Annotated in this window: 13 protein-coding genes; 2 read left to right on the top strand and 11 right to left on the bottom strand. The window is 63.6% G+C overall.

Features of this window, described 5'->3' with window-relative positions; all coding sequences use genetic code 11:
* Window positions 1-305: 305 nt before the first annotated feature.
* The 11 genes from C5N93_RS00065 to C5N93_RS00115 all read right to left on the bottom strand — a co-directional run bounded on the left by C5N93_RS00065 (window position 306) and on the right by C5N93_RS00115 (window position 14,132).
* Window positions 306-1,373, bottom strand: a complete 1,068-nt coding sequence (locus C5N93_RS00065) for a porin (RefSeq protein ID WP_242557818.1) — start codon at window positions 1,371-1,373, stop codon at window positions 306-308.
* A gap of 132 nt (window positions 1,374-1,505) precedes the next feature.
* Complete coding sequence (locus C5N93_RS00070) at window positions 1,506-3,758, bottom strand: molybdopterin cofactor-binding domain-containing protein (protein ID WP_347403280.1); 2,253 nt, start codon at window positions 3,756-3,758, stop codon at window positions 1,506-1,508.
* Between the two features lie 7 nt (window positions 3,759-3,765).
* On the bottom strand, window positions 3,766-4,209 hold the full coding sequence (locus C5N93_RS00075) for a (2Fe-2S)-binding protein (RefSeq protein ID WP_242557820.1): 444 nt from the start codon (window positions 4,207-4,209) through the stop codon (window positions 3,766-3,768).
* 154 nt (window positions 4,210-4,363) lie between these two features.
* Window positions 4,364-5,305 (bottom strand): AraC family transcriptional regulator, encoded by a 942-nt coding sequence (locus C5N93_RS00080; RefSeq protein WP_242557821.1) that lies wholly within the window; start codon window positions 5,303-5,305, stop codon window positions 4,364-4,366.
* Between the two features lie 295 nt (window positions 5,306-5,600).
* Window positions 5,601-6,236, bottom strand: a complete 636-nt coding sequence (locus C5N93_RS00085) for a HutD family protein (protein WP_242557822.1) — start codon at window positions 6,234-6,236, stop codon at window positions 5,601-5,603.
* Window positions 6,237-6,326: 90 nt separating this feature from the next.
* On the bottom strand, window positions 6,327-7,595 hold the full coding sequence (locus C5N93_RS00090) for a glutamate-5-semialdehyde dehydrogenase (protein ID WP_242557823.1): 1,269 nt from the start codon (window positions 7,593-7,595) through the stop codon (window positions 6,327-6,329).
* 213 nt (window positions 7,596-7,808) lie between these two features.
* Entirely contained in the window at window positions 7,809-8,888 is a 1,080-nt protein-coding gene (holA, locus tag C5N93_RS00095; RefSeq protein ID WP_242557824.1) for a DNA polymerase III subunit delta, read from the bottom strand.
* A gap of 57 nt (window positions 8,889-8,945) precedes the next feature.
* Window positions 8,946-9,461 carry an LPS assembly lipoprotein LptE gene (gene lptE, locus C5N93_RS00100; protein WP_174980744.1) on the bottom strand — a complete coding sequence of 172 codons (516 nt, stop codon included), beginning with the start codon at window positions 9,459-9,461 and terminating at the stop codon, window positions 8,946-8,948.
* A 124-nt stretch (window positions 9,462-9,585) separates the two neighbouring features.
* Complete coding sequence (gene leuS, locus C5N93_RS00105) at window positions 9,586-12,177, bottom strand: leucine--tRNA ligase (RefSeq protein ID WP_242557825.1); 2,592 nt, start codon at window positions 12,175-12,177, stop codon at window positions 9,586-9,588.
* Window positions 12,178-12,548: 371 nt separating this feature from the next.
* Window positions 12,549-13,346 carry a 4-hydroxy-tetrahydrodipicolinate reductase gene (gene dapB / locus C5N93_RS00110; RefSeq protein WP_069341031.1) on the bottom strand — a complete coding sequence of 266 codons (798 nt, stop codon included), beginning with the start codon at window positions 13,344-13,346 and terminating at the stop codon, window positions 12,549-12,551.
* A 72-nt stretch (window positions 13,347-13,418) separates the two neighbouring features.
* Window positions 13,419-14,132 carry an outer membrane protein assembly factor BamE gene (locus C5N93_RS00115; protein WP_242557826.1) on the bottom strand — a complete coding sequence of 238 codons (714 nt, stop codon included), beginning with the start codon at window positions 14,130-14,132 and terminating at the stop codon, window positions 13,419-13,421.
* A gap of 164 nt (window positions 14,133-14,296) precedes the next feature.
* On the opposite strand from C5N93_RS00115, the gene fur reads away from it, so the two are divergent.
* A complete protein-coding gene (gene fur, locus C5N93_RS00120) occupies window positions 14,297-14,728 on the top strand; it encodes a ferric iron uptake transcriptional regulator (RefSeq protein ID WP_039393197.1) in 432 nt (143 codons plus the stop codon).
* 167 nt (window positions 14,729-14,895) lie between these two features.
* Window positions 14,896-15,759, top strand: a complete 864-nt coding sequence (locus C5N93_RS00125) for a hypothetical protein (RefSeq protein ID WP_242557827.1) — start codon at window positions 14,896-14,898, stop codon at window positions 15,757-15,759.
* Window positions 15,760-15,979: the final 220 nt, after the last annotated feature.

The following is a 15,979-nucleotide window of genomic DNA, read 5'->3' on the forward strand; positions in this document are numbered from 1 at the left end:
GGCATGAGCGTGGTGCCGGGAAGCAATCAACTGGGTGTGGCAGTGGGGCTGTCGCACTTCTTCTGATCGCCACCACTGCGGACTTCAGAGGCGGCACCGTCACCGCCGCGTTGTGCGACGTCGACCCGGGGGGGGGGGGGGGGGGGGGGGGGGCAGGAAAGAGGAGAGGCCCCCGGCCCCGGCCCTGGGGCGGGCCCCGGGGGTGCCCGATCATTCCCCCCCCCCCCCCCCCCCCCCCCCCCCCGGGTCGACGTCGCACAACGAGGCGGTGACGGTGCCGCCTCTGAAGTCCGCAGTGGTGGCGATCAGAAGAAGTGCGACAGCCCCACTGCCACACCCAGTTGATTGCTTCCCGGCACCACGCTCATGCCGTACCCCGACACGCCGAGATTCGAGCCGTTCTGGTTGCGCGAGAATCCGACCTCCGCAAACAGCTGCGTACGCTTGGACAGCAGGTATGCCGCATTGGCCGCCAGCAGATACGGATGTTGATTCGACGAGGTGATGTTGTTGTAGTAAATCGCGCCCGACAGAATCACCTCGGTCACCGGCCGGTATTGCAGGCCCGCGAAGTACAACTCGTTACGTCCGGCCACCCCCGGCACATCGCTCAGATACCACTGGTAGCCGACATACGGCTTGAAGTTGCCGAGTGCGTAGCTCGCACCGGCGGCCACACGCTGAGTCGTTCTGCCCTGCGTCGCGACGGACGTGCCCTGCTGCTGGTCATACACCAGCGAGACATTGAGCGGCCCGTTGCCGTAACCCACCGACACGCTGTACTCCTTGCCCACACGCCACTCGCCCGGCACCTGTGCGCCGTTGGCAATCGTGGCGTCGTAGCCCGTCGAGAACAGACCCGCGACCTTGAAACCGTTGAAGCTGCCCGCGTACTTGATCGAGTTGTCGGCCTTGCCGACGAACTGGGCATCCAGCGCCGGTAACGAATAGCTGTAATACGAGAGCGGGTCGAGTTCGAGGAACGCGTCGTAAATCAGATTCTTCTGACGGCCGATGGTCAGCGCGCCCCAGCCGTTCTGAAGCCCGACATACGCCTGACGCCCGAACATCCGTCCGCCCTGCTGCAACTGCCCCGAATCGAGGTTGAAACCGGCTTCGAGCTGCATGATCGCCTTGAGCCCGCCCCCGAGATCCTCCGAGCCTTTGAAGCCGAAGCGGTTCGGCGCCTGCGATCCGTTACTCACCCGAAAGAGCGACGACTTGTTGCCGTTCGCCGTCACGCCCGCGTTGCTGAGGTACTCCACGCTGTTATCGAGGATCCCGTAGATCTGCAACCCATCCGCTTTGGCGCCGCCTGCCGCGAGCGTTGACGCCATCGCCATTGCCATCGCCATCCAAACCTTGCGTTCCATGACATTCCCTTATTTATATTGGACTACGAACTACACTGCCGTCATGCGCTGCGAGCCCGACATTGCGCGACGCCTCATGAAAGCGCGTCATGCCCTGCCGAATGGGGGGGGGAGGATTGCGATAAACGTGTTTTACGCCCGGGCGCTCTCGGACACGCCGGCGCTCGCCAATGCACGGGCTTCGGCAACGGTCTGCGGCAACGGCATCGAGCGGGGACGCACGCCCGTGGCCCGGCGAATCGCCTGTGCGACCGCCGGCGCCATCGGCGGCAGCGATACCTCGCCGCAACCTTGTGGCGGACGGTCACTGGGCAGGATCACCGTCTCGATCTTCGGCATCTCCACGAGATACAGCAGCGGGTAATCGCCGAAGTTGCTTTGCTCCACGCCGCCGTTCGCAAACGTGATCTGACTCTTGAAGGTGTTGGTCAGCGCGAACCCGATGCCGCCTTCGATGTTCGCGCGGATGAGGTTGGGATTGATCGACCGGCCGCAATCGACGCCACACACCACGCGCTCGATCTTGAAACGATCGTTCACGACACGCAGTTCCACAGCGACCGCGACGTACGTTGAGAAGGCCGCACCGCGCCCGGTGTACGTGCAGTAACCGAAGCCGCGATGCACGCCGGGTCTGGGCTTCGCATGCCACCCGGCGGACGTCACGGTCGTCTCGATGACACGGGTAGCCAGCGGATCGTGCCGGAGCAGACGTTTGCGATAGTCGATGGCGTCGATGCCCGCCGCATCCGCCATCTCGTCGATGAAACTCTCGAGGAAGAAGACGCTCGACGTCGACCCGACCGATCGCATGAAGCTCACGGGGATGTTCGGCTGCGGCACGTCGATACCTTCGACCAACAGATTCGGCACCGCATAGACGAGGTCGTAAAGCCCGTCGAGCATGGTCTCGTCGTAACCCGCCTTCTCGTAGTGATCCTTCTTGATCACGTTGTACATCGACTGTCCTGCCACGCGCAGGTGCATCGCCCTGGGCAATCCGTCGTTGCCGAGCACGGCCTGGAAGCGGCCCGAGGCACAGGGGCGATAGAAGCCGTGACGAATGTCGTCCTCACGCGAGCGAATCACCTTGACGGGTCGCCCCACGGCCGCCGAAGCCACCGCCGCGTGAATCACGAAGTCGGGCACGTACTTGCGTCCGAAACTGCCGCCGAGGAACGTCGTGTGCACGGTGACTTTCTCCGGCGGCAGCTTGAAGATGCCGCCGAGCGCCCAGCGCACTTTGTCCTGCCCCTGAATCGGGCCCCAGACTTCGATTTCCCCTTTGTCCTTGCGTACGTGCACCGTGGCATTCACGGGTTCCATCGTCGCGTGGACGATGTACGGCGTGTGATACTCCGCCGTCACGACCTTGCCACCCGCAGCGATCCGTCCTGGCGCGTCGCCGATGTTCGTGGCGACGCCGCCCCGGGCACGCATCAGCGCCTCGCGACGCTGCGCGAGAATCGTCGTGCTGTCGGCGGCAGGGCCGGCCTTCCATTCGACGTCGAGCGCATCGCAGGCCCGCTTCGCGCGCCAGTAATCGTCGGCCACCACGATCACGGCATCCTTGGCCAGCACCACGTCGTGCACGCCTTTGCGCGACCGGATCTCGTCGCGGTTACGTACAGACAGCGGCACGCCACCGGACGTCGGCGCCATGCGAATCGCACCGCACAACATGTCCGGCACTTTCACGTCGATGCCGAAGACGGCCGAGCCGTCGACTTTCGAGGGGGTATCGAGACGCGCCACCGACTTGCCGATCAACGTATGCACGCTATCGTTCTTCAGTCGCGGATGCGGGTTGAGTGGCAGTTTCGCCGCCTCGGTGACCAGTTCGCCGTAGCCGAACGAGCGGCCGGATTGCGGGTGCAGCACGCGGCCGTCTTTCGTCACGCAGTTGGTCGTGCGAACGCCGAAGCGCCGCGCAGCCACCGTGACGAGCGCTTCCCTCGCCTGCGCCCCGGCGATGCGCAGGCGCTCGTAGAACAATGTCGCCGACATCGATGCGCCGACGAATTGCTGCAAGGCTTCGTTGGCGGCGGCGGTGCGATAGGCATCGCGCGCCGTCACGAACTCAACGCGCACACGCCGCCAGTCGGCATCCAGTTCGTCGGCCAGCACCTGGGGCAATCCGGTGTACACGCCCTGCCCGACTTCGCATTGCGACAGGCCGAGCACGGTCGTGCCGTCGGCATCGATACGAATCCAGTCGTTGATCTCCACGAGGGCGTCGCCGGCGGCACGCGCTTCCGGGCTGGCGAGCCACGATGCGGATATCGGGATCATCAGACTACCGGCAGTCAGCGACATCCCCTTGAGCCAGTGACGTCGCGACGGCGAGGCCGGGGCATTCGTCATCGCGCGCTCGGCGGCGATCATCGTCGGTTCAGCGTTTGGCTGCGTCATGGATCGCCTCGCGGATACGGTGATAGGTGGCGCACCGGCAAAGATTGGTCATCGCCTCGTCAATCTGGGCGTCGGTCGGGTGCGGATGCTTGTCGAGCAGCGCAGCGGCGGCCATCACCATGCCGGACTGGCAGTAGCCGCATTGCGGCACGTCTTTGGCAATCCACGCCTGCTGAATCGGATGCGAACGCGCTGGCGACAGGGCTTCGATGGTCGTGATGCGCTTGCCCGCCACTGCCGAGACCGGCAGTACGCAGGTGCGCGTCGCCACGCCGTCGAGATGTACCGTGCAGGCGCCACACGCGCCGATGCCGCAACCGTATTTGGTGCCGGTGAGGCCCGCCGCGTCGCGAATCACCCATAGCAATGGCGTGTCGTCTTCGCCATCGAAGACGAAGGGTCGCCCGTTGAGCTGGAATTCCATTGACTCTCCCGTTGTGACTGCCGCCGGCTGCGCCCGAACGCTCGGGGCGCTGACAGATGGCGAGTGAATTCTCACAACGAGGAAATTGCCGGACAACGGCCGTGCGGCCCGAAAAGGATGCCGTTCGTCCAGAGACGGGAAAACCCTCAGACGCTCAATGCCCCAGCTCGCAGCTCCGGAGATACTCGCGCGGCGGCAGGCCGTAGCATCGGCGAAAGGCCCGCGTGAAGGCTTTCTCGGAGGCGTAGCCAACGGCATCGGCCACATCTGAGACACGCGCACCGGCGCCCGCCAAGCGCTCTGCGGCGAGATACATCCGGTGCGTGGTGAGATACGTCATCGGCGACTCGCCGACGAGTTCGCGAAAGCGCAGACAGAACTTCGATCTCGACATGCCCGCGATGGCAGCGAGTTGTTCGACGGTCCACGAGCGTTGCGGCGCCTCGTGCATGGACGCGATCGCCCGCCCCAGTTGCGGATCCGTCATCCCGCGCAGCCAATGCGTGCTCGCGCTGCCGTGCTTGCCGAGATACGCGCGCAGAATCTGCACGAACAGCACATCGGCCAGACGCGCCACGGCCACCCGCCAGCCGGCGCCGCGCTGCATCGACTCTTCGATGAAACCGGCGATGGTCGTCGTCAGCAATGCCGGCACGGCGGGGTCGCCTGCACGAATGTGGATCACCGGCGGAAGCGATGCCAGCAGCGGATTGCGCACCCGCTCGCGGAACATCACGACGCCGGTGTAAAGATCGCTCACTGCGCCGTCGCCACCTGCGCGAAAGGCCAGTGGCGTGTCGAGGCGTGGCTCGATCCCCTGTGCCGACATCATGGCTTCGAAGACGACGGGGGTCTCGTCGAGCGACGAACACATCACATGCTCATGGCCGTGGGGCAGCAGTACGCAATCCCCCGGTTCGACGCGCACCGGCGTCATGCCCGCCACGACGAGATAGAACGGCTCGCCCGTTGCCGTGCGGAACGGCGCGCCGTCGAGTGCCGGTTTGCGCAGCGACCACGGCGCCCCGAAGGTGAAACGGCCGGTCACGACAGCATCCGCGCGCAGGTGACCCAGGACATCGCTCAGCGGGTCCATCGCGCCCTGCCTCGCGCAAAGTCATCGTTTTTTTGTTTCATGGGTGGAACTTTGATTTATGGATGGATAAATCGAAGTATGCCGTTTTGCTGACCGGAAAAATATTGGGATTGACCTGAGGGGCGCAAGGGAGCCCACAGCTCGAAGCGGCTGATGTGTTTGGGGTCGGGATTCGGGGAGTCGGGAAAGCGGCCGAGCGGCGAGTGACGTTGGGCAGTCACGTTGCGCAGCATCGGCCTGTGCCATCGCTAAGGCGCCGCATGGGCGCTCCGGCAAGGCCGCCGGATATCGAAGACTAACGGCAAGCGACCGTCGTCAGGAAGACGTCTGCCAAAGGGGTGATCGCGCGCAGTTCGCAGACATCGGCGTCATCCGCGATTTCATCCGCCGCGCCGACGCCGATACGCAGGGCGTGGCCGGCCGGCACGACAAGCGTCTGCCCATCGCGGAACGACACCTGAACGTCGCCTTGCGCGCAGTAGAGAAACGCGACGGCATCGACGGCATTCGGTAGCGTCCACGTCAGCGCTTCGCCTTCGAGACGATGCTGCGCCAGCGTGTGCTGCCAGCCGTCGCGACGCGTCATGACATTGAAGTCGTCGATCGGCACGCCGTCCACTTCGAGCGACGGCGTGCTGCTGACTGCCAACTCGCCAGGGAAAGCATACGGCGGCGTGCACGTCGTGAGCGTGACGCCCGGACGCCCTTCGACCGCCAGCGTCAACGTGCCGCCACGCACGATGGCAAGCGAGCGATCGATGCCCGCGAACACCGAGAACGGACCCGGCACGGCGACGGTCGCCGTGCTGATGCGCCAGTCGAAGCCGTCCTCACCCGCGCGACGCGATACCGCCAACTCCGTCGTCACGCCCTGGCCGTTCTTCCACGGCATCTTCAGAAAATCGGCCGGGCCGAGTGCTTGCAGTTTCATTCGACGTATCTGGAAAACGAATGGATCGACGCGGTGGCCGACGAGGGGGGCGTCGATCGTGTCGACGATGGCGTCGGCGGTCGTGTCGAGTTACTGACGGACTTCGCCGTGACCGAACACAACGTACTTCAGGCTCGTCAGCCCTTCGAGACCAACCGGGCCGCGCGCGTGAAGCTTGTCGTTCGAGATACCGATCTCCGCGCCGAGGCCGAACTCGAAGCCGTCCGCAAAACGCGTGCTCGCGTTGATCATCACGCTGGCCGAATCGACTTCACGCAGGAACTGCATGGCGTCGGTGTAGTTCTCGGTGACGATGGCGTCCGTATGGTGCGATCCGTAGCGATTGATGTGCGCAATGGCCGGGGCCATGCCGTCGACGATCTTGATCGCGAGCACCGGCGCCAGATACTCCGTCGACCAGTCCTCTTCCGTGGCGGCGACGGCGCCGCTCACGCCGGCGTCCTGAAGCGCGGCGAGCGTGCGCTCGCAACCGCGCAGCTCCACCTGCTTGCTCTGGAACATGCGCGCGATGGCCGGCAACTGGTCGATCGCCTGCTGATCGACGAGCAGCGTCTCCATCGTGTTGCAGGTGCCGTAGCGGTGCGTCTTGGCGTTCTCGCAGATCGCCAGCGCCTTGGCCGGATCGGCGCGACCGTCGACATAGACGTGGCAGATGCCGTCGAGATGCTTGATCATCGGCACGCGCGCGTCCTGCATCAGACGGGCAATGAGGCTCTTGCCACCGCGCGGCACGATCACGTCGACATACTCGGTCATGGTGATGAGCTCGCCGACCGCAGCACGATCCGGGGTGCTCACGACCTGCACGGCGTCGCCGGGCAGACCGGTCGCGGCCAGTGCATCGGCGATGAGCGCCGCCAGCGCCGTGTTGCTCTCGATGGCTTCGGAGCCGCCGCGCAGAATGGTCGCGTTGCCCGACTTGAGGCAAAGTGCGGCGGCGTCGATGGTCACGTTCGGACGCGACTCGTAAATGATGCCGATCACCCCCAGCGGGACACGCATCTGCCCCACCTGAATGCCGCTCGGCTGCACACGCACGTTGCTGATTTCGCCGATGGGATCGGACAGACCGGCGATCTGGCGCAGGCCCTCGATCATCGTGCGCAGCGCTTTGTCGGACAGCGTGAGGCGATCGATGAACGCCGCATCCTGACCGTTGGCGCGAGCGCGTTCGAGATCCCGGCGGTTCACTTCCTGCAATTTCGCACCGTCACGCTCGATGGCGTCGGCAATCGCGAGCAGCGCGCGGTTCTTGGCAGCGGTGTCGGCACGCGCCATTGCGCGCGATGCTTCGCGAGCGCGTTGGCCCAGCGATTGCATGTAGGCTTTGATATCCATGTCGTCGGTTTCGGTTCGGCGAACGTATCGCCAGAGTGTTCTGCGGACTATCGATGCGAACTGAGCTCGTCAATTCGGGCGACGCTGCATCGCGTGTCACCGGCTATGCGCCAGATTGTCCGTCAATTGCGGCAACCTTGCTGACGAATCTCCCGTCGTCCGGGAGCGGAGACCTCGCAAGGCTTGCGGGGATTTGCAGGGGATGGGCGCGATCTACGCGTGTGCCGGACGCCCGGCACGGGTAGAGCGCGCCATCGGCGGTCGCTCGCCGGCGAGCAACAGACCGAGTTGCAGCATGCCGTCCCAGGGATCGCCCGGCAAACCGTCGGCGCGCAACCCCTTGACCTGCCGGTCCAGACGCGCAGCCAGTTGCAACGCCTGAGCGAGCATGGGCGCCGTGACGCGATTGGCCGCCTGCTCCATCAGCCGTTCGCGCGGCCCCCAGACGCGATATTCGCGCAGCAGCATCGCGAGCGGTTTGCCCGACGCCATACCTCGCGTGATCTTGGCGAGCGTGCGGACTTCCTCCGTCAGCGCCCACAGCACGAGCGGTGCCGCCTCGCCCTCACCGCGCAGGCCGTCGAGCATGCGCACCAGACGCGCCACGTCACCCGCCAGCACGGCTTCGCTGAGCTTGAAGACGTCGTAACGCGCCACGTTCAGCACGGCATCCTGCACCTGTTCGAACGTCAACGCACCCGACGGATACAGCAGGCCCAGCTTCTGAATTTCCTGATGCGCCGCGAGCAGATTCCCTTCGACGCGATCGGCAATGAACTGCAACACGCGTCGCCCCGGCTCGCCGGATTCGACACGTTGCCCCTGCGCGCCGAGACGCTGGGCAATCCAGTCCGGCAGTCGGGCCCGGTCGACGGGATCGACCTTCACCGTGACGCCGACACGATCGAGCGACGTGAACCAGTCGGACTTGCTGGCCGCGGCATCGAGCCGGGGCAGCGTGATGATAGTGAGCACGTCGCTGCTGGCGGCTTCGGCATGCGCCTTGAGCGCTGCGCCACCGTCCTTGCCCGGCTTGCCGCCGGGAATACGCAGTTCGATGAGCTTGCGATCGCCGAAGAGCGACATCGACTGCCCTGCGTTGGCCAGCGCGCCCCAGTCGAAGCTGCGCTCCACGCTGAGCACGTCGCGCTCGGTATAGCCGCCGGCGCGCGCCGCAGCGCGCACGCGATCTACCGCCTCCTGCACAAGCAGGCTCTCGTCGCCGTAGATCGTATAGATCGGCGAGAGGGTCTTGGCGAGGTGCGCGTCGAGCGCGTCGGGGCGCAGTTGCATGGCGGCGGGGATATCGTCCTGAGAAAGATTCGAGCGAAAGATTCGAGCGTTAGGGCGTTACTCTTCCGGCTTGACGTCAGGCATCTCCTTCACAGCTTCCATGCGACGGATGATCTGATCGACGGCATCTTTTTGCATATCGCGGTTGAGCAGCGCAGCTTCCGCGTCGCGCGCATTCGATTCGCTATCGCTATACGGGAGATTGCGGACGAGGCGGATGGTCGTCAACGGAATGATCGGTCGGCCATCGGGCGTGACAAGCTGGAACGTGAACGCGCTGCGCATTTCATATTCACGCGCCTGACCATTGGCATCCAGACTCACCGCCGTACGCGAGTTCGTCACACCGATGACTTCCAGACGAGCATCCGCGTCCTTCGGGTCAGACACAACGACCGTGCCCTTGCTTCCGTAACGGATGTAGCGCGAGATATCGACAGCCATCTGCCCGCCGCCAGAGATGTACAGACGCTGGAACGCATACTCGCTCGCGCCACGCAACTGGAAGCCACAGGCGCTCAGCGCCAATGCAGTCGCCAGCAATGCGACCCAACCGAAAACCCTGCGCGTCATGCCGACGCCTCGTTGCGCGGATGTCATTTGCACGTGATGTGCCCTCTTCTCACCAAACGTCGTCAAATCGTCCGGGGCGGCACGCCACCGCCCCGTTTATCGGATTGCACGGATCGCGAATGCCTCAGACCACCACGTTCACGAGTCGGCCCGGCACGACGATCACCTTCTTCACCGGCTTGCCTTCGCCAAACTTCGCCGTCATCTCGTGTGCGAGTGCAGCCTGCTCGATGGCCTCGCGCGAGGCATCCTTCGCCACGCGCACCGCGCCGCGCACCTTGCCGGCCACTTGCAACACGAGCTCGATCTCATCCTGCACGAGCGCCGCTTCGTCGACTTCCGGCCACGCAGCGTCGAGCAGATCACCGGCTTCGGCAGCGTATCCCAGCTCCACCCACAGACCATGCGTGACGTGCGGCACGACCGGATACAACACGCGCAGCAGAATGCCGTAGCACTCGCGCACCGCGCCGGCGCCTGCCGCGCCCTTGTCGCTTTCGATCGCGTTGAGCATCTTCATCGCAGCCGACACGACCGTGTTGTACTGCACGCGCTGGTAGTCGTAGTTGGCTTGCTTGAGCACGCTGTGAATTTCGAGACGCAGTGCCTGAGCCGCGGGATTCGCCGTATCGATGGCCGCATCCGCCTGACGCAGCAACGCAGCCTGCGACTGACCGAAACCCCACAGGCGACGCAGGAAGCGGCTCGCGCCTTCCACACCGGCACCCGACCATTCGAGTTGTTGCTCAGGCGGCGCGGCAAACATCACGAACAGGCGGGCTGTGTCGGCACCGTACTGATCGATCAGAGACTGCGGGTCCACCCCGTTGTTTTTCGACTTCGACATCTTCTCGATGCCGCCGAGCGCCACATCGCCGCCGTCAGCCTTCGACGTAGCGCCGAGCGGACGGCCCTTGTCGTCGAACTGCACCTGCACGTCGAGCGGGTTGAACCACGTCTTCTTGCCCGAGGTGTCTTCGCGATAGAAGGTCTCGTTGAGCACCATGCCCTGCGTGAGCAGGTTCTGCGCCGGTTCCTTGAAGCTCACCAGTCCCAGATCGCGCATGACCTTGGTCCAGAAGCGCGAGTAGAGCAAGTGCAGAATTGCGTGCTCGATGCCGCCGATGTACTGATCCATCGGCATCCAGTAGTCGGTACGCTCGTCGACCATCGTCTCGGCGTCCGGGCAGGCGTAACGCGAGAAGTACCACGACGAATCCACGAACGTGTCCATCGTGTCCGTCTCGCGGCGGGCGGGCTTGCCGCACTTCGGGCAATCGCACTTCAGGAACGCTTCGGACTTGGCGAGCGGATTGCCCGTGCCGTCCGGCACGAGATCCTCGGGCAACACGACCGGCAGGTCCTTCTCGGGGACCGGCACCGCGCCGCACGAGTCGCAATGAATGATCGGGATCGGCGTGCCCCAGTAACGCTGACGCGAGATACCCCAGTCGCGCAGACGGAACGTGACCTGCTTGTCGCCCGCGCCCTTTGCCTTGAGATCGGCGGCGATGGCATCGATGGCGGCCGCAAAGCCCAGACCGTCGTACTTGCCGCTGTTGATCAGCGTGCCTTCCTTCTCGCCGTACCAGGCTTGCCAGGCGTCGGTCGAATACGTCTGACCTTCCACGGCGACGACCTGACGGATCGGCAGGTTGTACTTGCGCGCAAACGCGAAGTCGCGCTCATCGTGCGCCGGCACGCCCATCACGGCGCCTTCGCCGTAACCCATCAGCACGTAGTTGCCGATCCAGACTTCGACCTTGTCGCCGGTGAGCGGATGCGTGACGAAGAAGCCCGTCGGCATGCCCTTCTTTTCCATCGTGGCGATATCGGCCTCGGCTACGCCGCCCTGCTTGCACTCGGCGATGAAGGCCTGCAAGTCGGGACGATCCGCCGCAAGACGCGTTGCCAGCGGATGCTCGGCCGCAATCGCGGCGAAGGTCACGCCCATGATCGTGTCGGCACGCGTGGTGAACACGCGCAGCAGCTTCTGCTCGCCGTCGAGTTCGTACGGGAAGCCGAAGTTCACACCGAAGCTCTTGCCGATCCAGTTCTGCTGCATCACCTTCACGCGCTCGGGCCAGCCGAGATCGTCGAGGTCGCCGAGCAATTCATCCGCGTATTCCGTGATGCGCATGTAGTACATCGGGATTTCGCGCTTTTCGACGAGCGCACCCGAGCGCCAGCCGCGACCGTCGATCACCTGCTCATTGGCGAGCACGGTCTGATCGATCGGATCCCAGTTCACCGTACCGGTCTTCAGGTAGACGACGCCCTTTTCGAGCATCTTCAGGAACAGCCACTGGTTCCAGCGGTAGTAGTCAGGCTTGCAGGTGGCGACTTCGCGCGACCAGTCGATCGCCAGGCCCATGGCCTGCATCTGCTTCTTCATGTAATCGATGTTGTCGTACGTCCACTTGGCCGGCGGCACGCCGTTGGCCATCGCGGCGTTTTCCGCCGGCATGCCGAACGCGTCCCAGCCCATCGGCATGAGCACGTTATAGCCGCGCATGCGCATCTGGCGGTACATCACATCGTTGATGGTGTAGTTGCGCACGTGCCCCATATGCAGCTTGCCCGACGGGTACGGCAGCATCGAGACGCAATAGAATTTCTGTTTATCCGCGCGCTCGGTGGTCTTGTAGGCGTCGATCGCCTGCCAGTGAGACTGGGCGGAGGCTTCGACGTCGGCGGGAACGTATTTTTCTTGCATGATGGGTCGGCGGATAGGATTCGGCTCGGTTTCGGCCCCGCGCGTACGCGTCACATGGTGCGCGGTACGCAGGATTTACGGGGCGGATCCGGGGAAAACGATGATTATAACGCCGCCGGGAGTCGATTCGGCGTCACGTCGGCGAGGGGGTGAGGTCTTTGCGCAGCTTTCACTCGCTCACGGGGCGGGCGAAGCGATCGGACTGGAACGATGCGCGCCTCAATAAAGGCGTAGGCACACCGGAGATGTCGTCCGGGGACGAAAAGCCCCGAAGCGCCCCGAAGGGAGCCGGTGAGGCCGGCGACGTCTCGAGGGAATACCTCGAACGGCGCCCGGCCGCCCCCCGTCACCCGGTGCAAACTCGCGCTGGATCAGCGTAGGCCCAGCACGTCCTGCATGTCGAACAGGCCCGTCTTGTGCTGTGCGAGGAAGCGGGCAGCACGCAGCGAACCCTGTGCATACGATAGACGGCTCGACGACTTGTGCGTGATTTCGATACGCTCGCCGATGCCGGCGAACAGCACCGTGTGATCGCCGACGATATCGCCACCGCGTACCGTCGCGAAACCGATCGTCGACGGATCGCGCTCGCCGGTCACGCCTTCACGGCCGTAAATGGCGCATTCCTTCAGATCGCGGCCCAGCGCTTCGGCGACGACTTCGCCCATGCGCAGTGCCGTGCCCGACGGCGCGTCGACCTTGTGACGGTGATGCGCCTCGATGATTTCGATGTCGTAACCCGTGTTCAGGATCTTGGCAGCGATCTCGAGCAGCTTGAACGTGGCGTTCACGCCCACGCTCATGTTCGGCGCGAAGACGACGGCCACGCGCTCGGCACCCTTGGCCAGCAGCGCCTTGTCCTCTTCCGAAAAACCGGTCGTGCCGACGATCATCTTCACGCCGTGCTTTTCCGCCGCCGCCAGATGCGCGAGCGTGCCTTCCGGACGTGTGAAGTCGATCAGGTACTCGGCGTTCGCCAGCGCGGCATCGAGATCCGACGTGATCTTGACGCCCGTATCGCGGCCAAGGAAAGCGCCGGCGTCGATGCCCAGCGCAGGGCTGCCCTCACGGTCGAGCGCACCGACCAGTTCGGCGTCGTCCGCCGCGAGCACGGTTTCGATCAGCATCCGGCCCATACGGCCGGAGGCGCCTGCAATCGCAATCTTCATCATGGTGAGTCTTTCGTCTTCTTTCTGCTGGCTTTGCGCGGCTTACCGCACCTTACCGCAAGCTATAGCAACTTATTGCGGTGCGGAGAACAGGCCACCGCCGGAGGTCACGCGCGGCGACGGCACCAATCCCGTGCCGGTTGCCGTACCTGCGGCGGGAACGCTGAGGGCGGGTGTCGCGGACGGTGCCGGTTGCGGAGCCGGCTTTGCCGCGGCAGCCACATTGGCGGCGGCATCCGTCGACACCGTTGCGACGTCGGTCGGCGCCGGCGTAGCGGTCAGGGCAGCGGCTGCGGCATTGGGCGCCGGTGCGGCGCCCTCGGCGGCTGCGGCACTGGCCGTCGACGGGGCAGGCGCGTCCGTCTTCACGGTCTTGCCCTTCTGGCCATCGATTTCCTGCACCAGCTGGTATTCCGTCGGCAGATTCTCGCCGCCTTCCCAACGGGCCAGCGTATCGCCTTCGAAATACACCTTCAGGTGACGCTCTTGCACCACCGACGCGTTGCCGCGCTTGAAGTAGAAGACGTAATCCCAGCGATTGGCGTGGAAGATATCGGTGAGCAGCGGCGTGCCGAGCAACTGGCGGACCTGATCGCGCGTCATGCCGGGCTTGAGCTGATCGTAGGCTTCCTTCGACACGAAGTTGCCCTGGACGATGTTGATTCGATACGGCGTGACCACGCCGATCACTTTGTCGGTCACGCTGTCATACGTCGAGCAGCCGGCCAGCACGAGGAATGCCGCCGCGGCACAGACGGAGAACGGAAGGGAGAGATAACGACGCAAATCTGACTCGCTTTCAAAAAAATCGAACTTGATCCGGCACGCCGTGCGCGCCGCCACATCGCCCCCGTTGACGGCACTACCGTCCCGTTTGCCCCGGTTTGCGCCCGGGCAAGGCAAAAAGGCATTATTATTGGGGCTGTATTGTACTCTAGGGACGTAGAGCGATGCCGAATCCCGCCGATCTGAAAAATATCGGACTGAAAGCCACGCTTCCGCGCCTCAAGATTCTGGAAATCTTCCAGAACAGTGAGGTGCGCCACTTGACCGCTGAAGACGTATATCGTCATCTGCTCGGCGAAAATCTCGATATCGGTCTGGCCACGGTTTACCGTGTGTTGACGCAATTCGAGCAAGCCGGGCTATTGTCGCGCAGCAACTTTGAATCCGGCAAGGCCGTTTTCGAACTCAACGAAGGCCATCACCACGATCACCTCGTGTGCATGGACTGCGGGCGCGTCGAGGAATTCTTCGACGCCGAGATCGAACGCCGTCAGAAGTTGATCGCCAAGGAACGCGGTTTCGCGCTCCAGGAGCACTCGCTCGCGATGTACGGCAGCTGCACGAAGGACCCCTGCCCACACCGTCAGAAAAATTAAAAAAGAGTTTGTCAGAATGTCTTCGAGCGAAGACATTCTGGGATTCTTCCCTCTCCTTGCTGCCCATTTGGATTAGATGCGGGCACGCGTCGTCTACAATAGCCGTCCGTCAATTACGTCGAGGTGCACCATCGCCTCTGCACGATCGCATCAAGCCCGGCCCTCTTATGACTACCAAAGATTTGCCCAACGACATGGCACAGAGTGACGCAGACGAAGTTTCGTTCGCGGATGTTCTTGGCTTTATCCGCGACAACCTGAAGGCGATTGCAGGGCTGGCTGTGCTTGGCGCTGCGATCGGGATCGGAAGTACCTATTTCATCGGCAAGCAGTGGGAAGGAACGGTGACGGTACAAATCGGGCGAGCCGCCGGCTCCCCCGTTGCTGGGCCGGACGGTCCGCTGATCGAGTCGATTCAGCAAACGGTCGGCCGGATCCAGCTCAGCACGTTCCGCGACAAGGTCGCGGCAGAGATCGAGCCGGAACTGAAAGACAACCTGCCGGCGCTACGCAAGTCTGTCGCGTGGAAAAAATTGAAGGCACGTGCATTGCCTGGTACCGCCTACATCGAGATTAGCGCTCGTGGCACGTCGCCCACGCAAGCGGAAGCCGTATTGACGGCTGCCTCACGGGAGATCACTACGGAGCACGCCGCGATCCTTGATCGTGTGCGCGCGCTTCCCAAACAGCAGTTGATCGTTATCGACGCGGCCATCGAGGCCAACAGCAAGGCACAGGAAGCATTGAACGCCGCGCTGGCTCACTCGAAGAATACAGACTCGCTGATGGCGCTGAGCGCGTTGCAAAGTAGCCGCACGGAACGGGCCGCACTCAACGACAGCCGCTACCGCGTGGCGCAGGCGCTGGCACCGGATCAGTCGTACAACACGCGCATCGTCAGTGAGATTCAGGTCGACCCGAACCCGGAATTCCCGCGCAAGCTGTATTTCGGCATCGGCGGCCTGATTTTGGGCGGTATCGTGGGTACGATCCTTGGGCTTGCACGAAAATCGCGCACTCGCGAAGCTTAACGCGAGAACTTTCCGCGAGATGCATTGAAGAAAAAAGCCGCTGTCTTTCGACAGCGGCTTTTTTTCGTCGACTGTCCCGTCCTGAAATAGGTTGACACTTTTTCGTTGAAACGAGGAGGTGGCAAATGGAGCAAGGGATTAAGCGGACACAGCGAGACTACAGCCTGGCTTTTAAGCTGTCAGTGGTCGAGCAAGTAGAAAAAGGCGAGTTGACCTATAA

The sequence above is a fragment of the Pandoraea sp. LA3 genome, from assembly GCF_022696215.1.
Classification (GTDB): domain Bacteria; phylum Pseudomonadota; class Gammaproteobacteria; order Burkholderiales; family Burkholderiaceae; genus Pandoraea; species Pandoraea capi.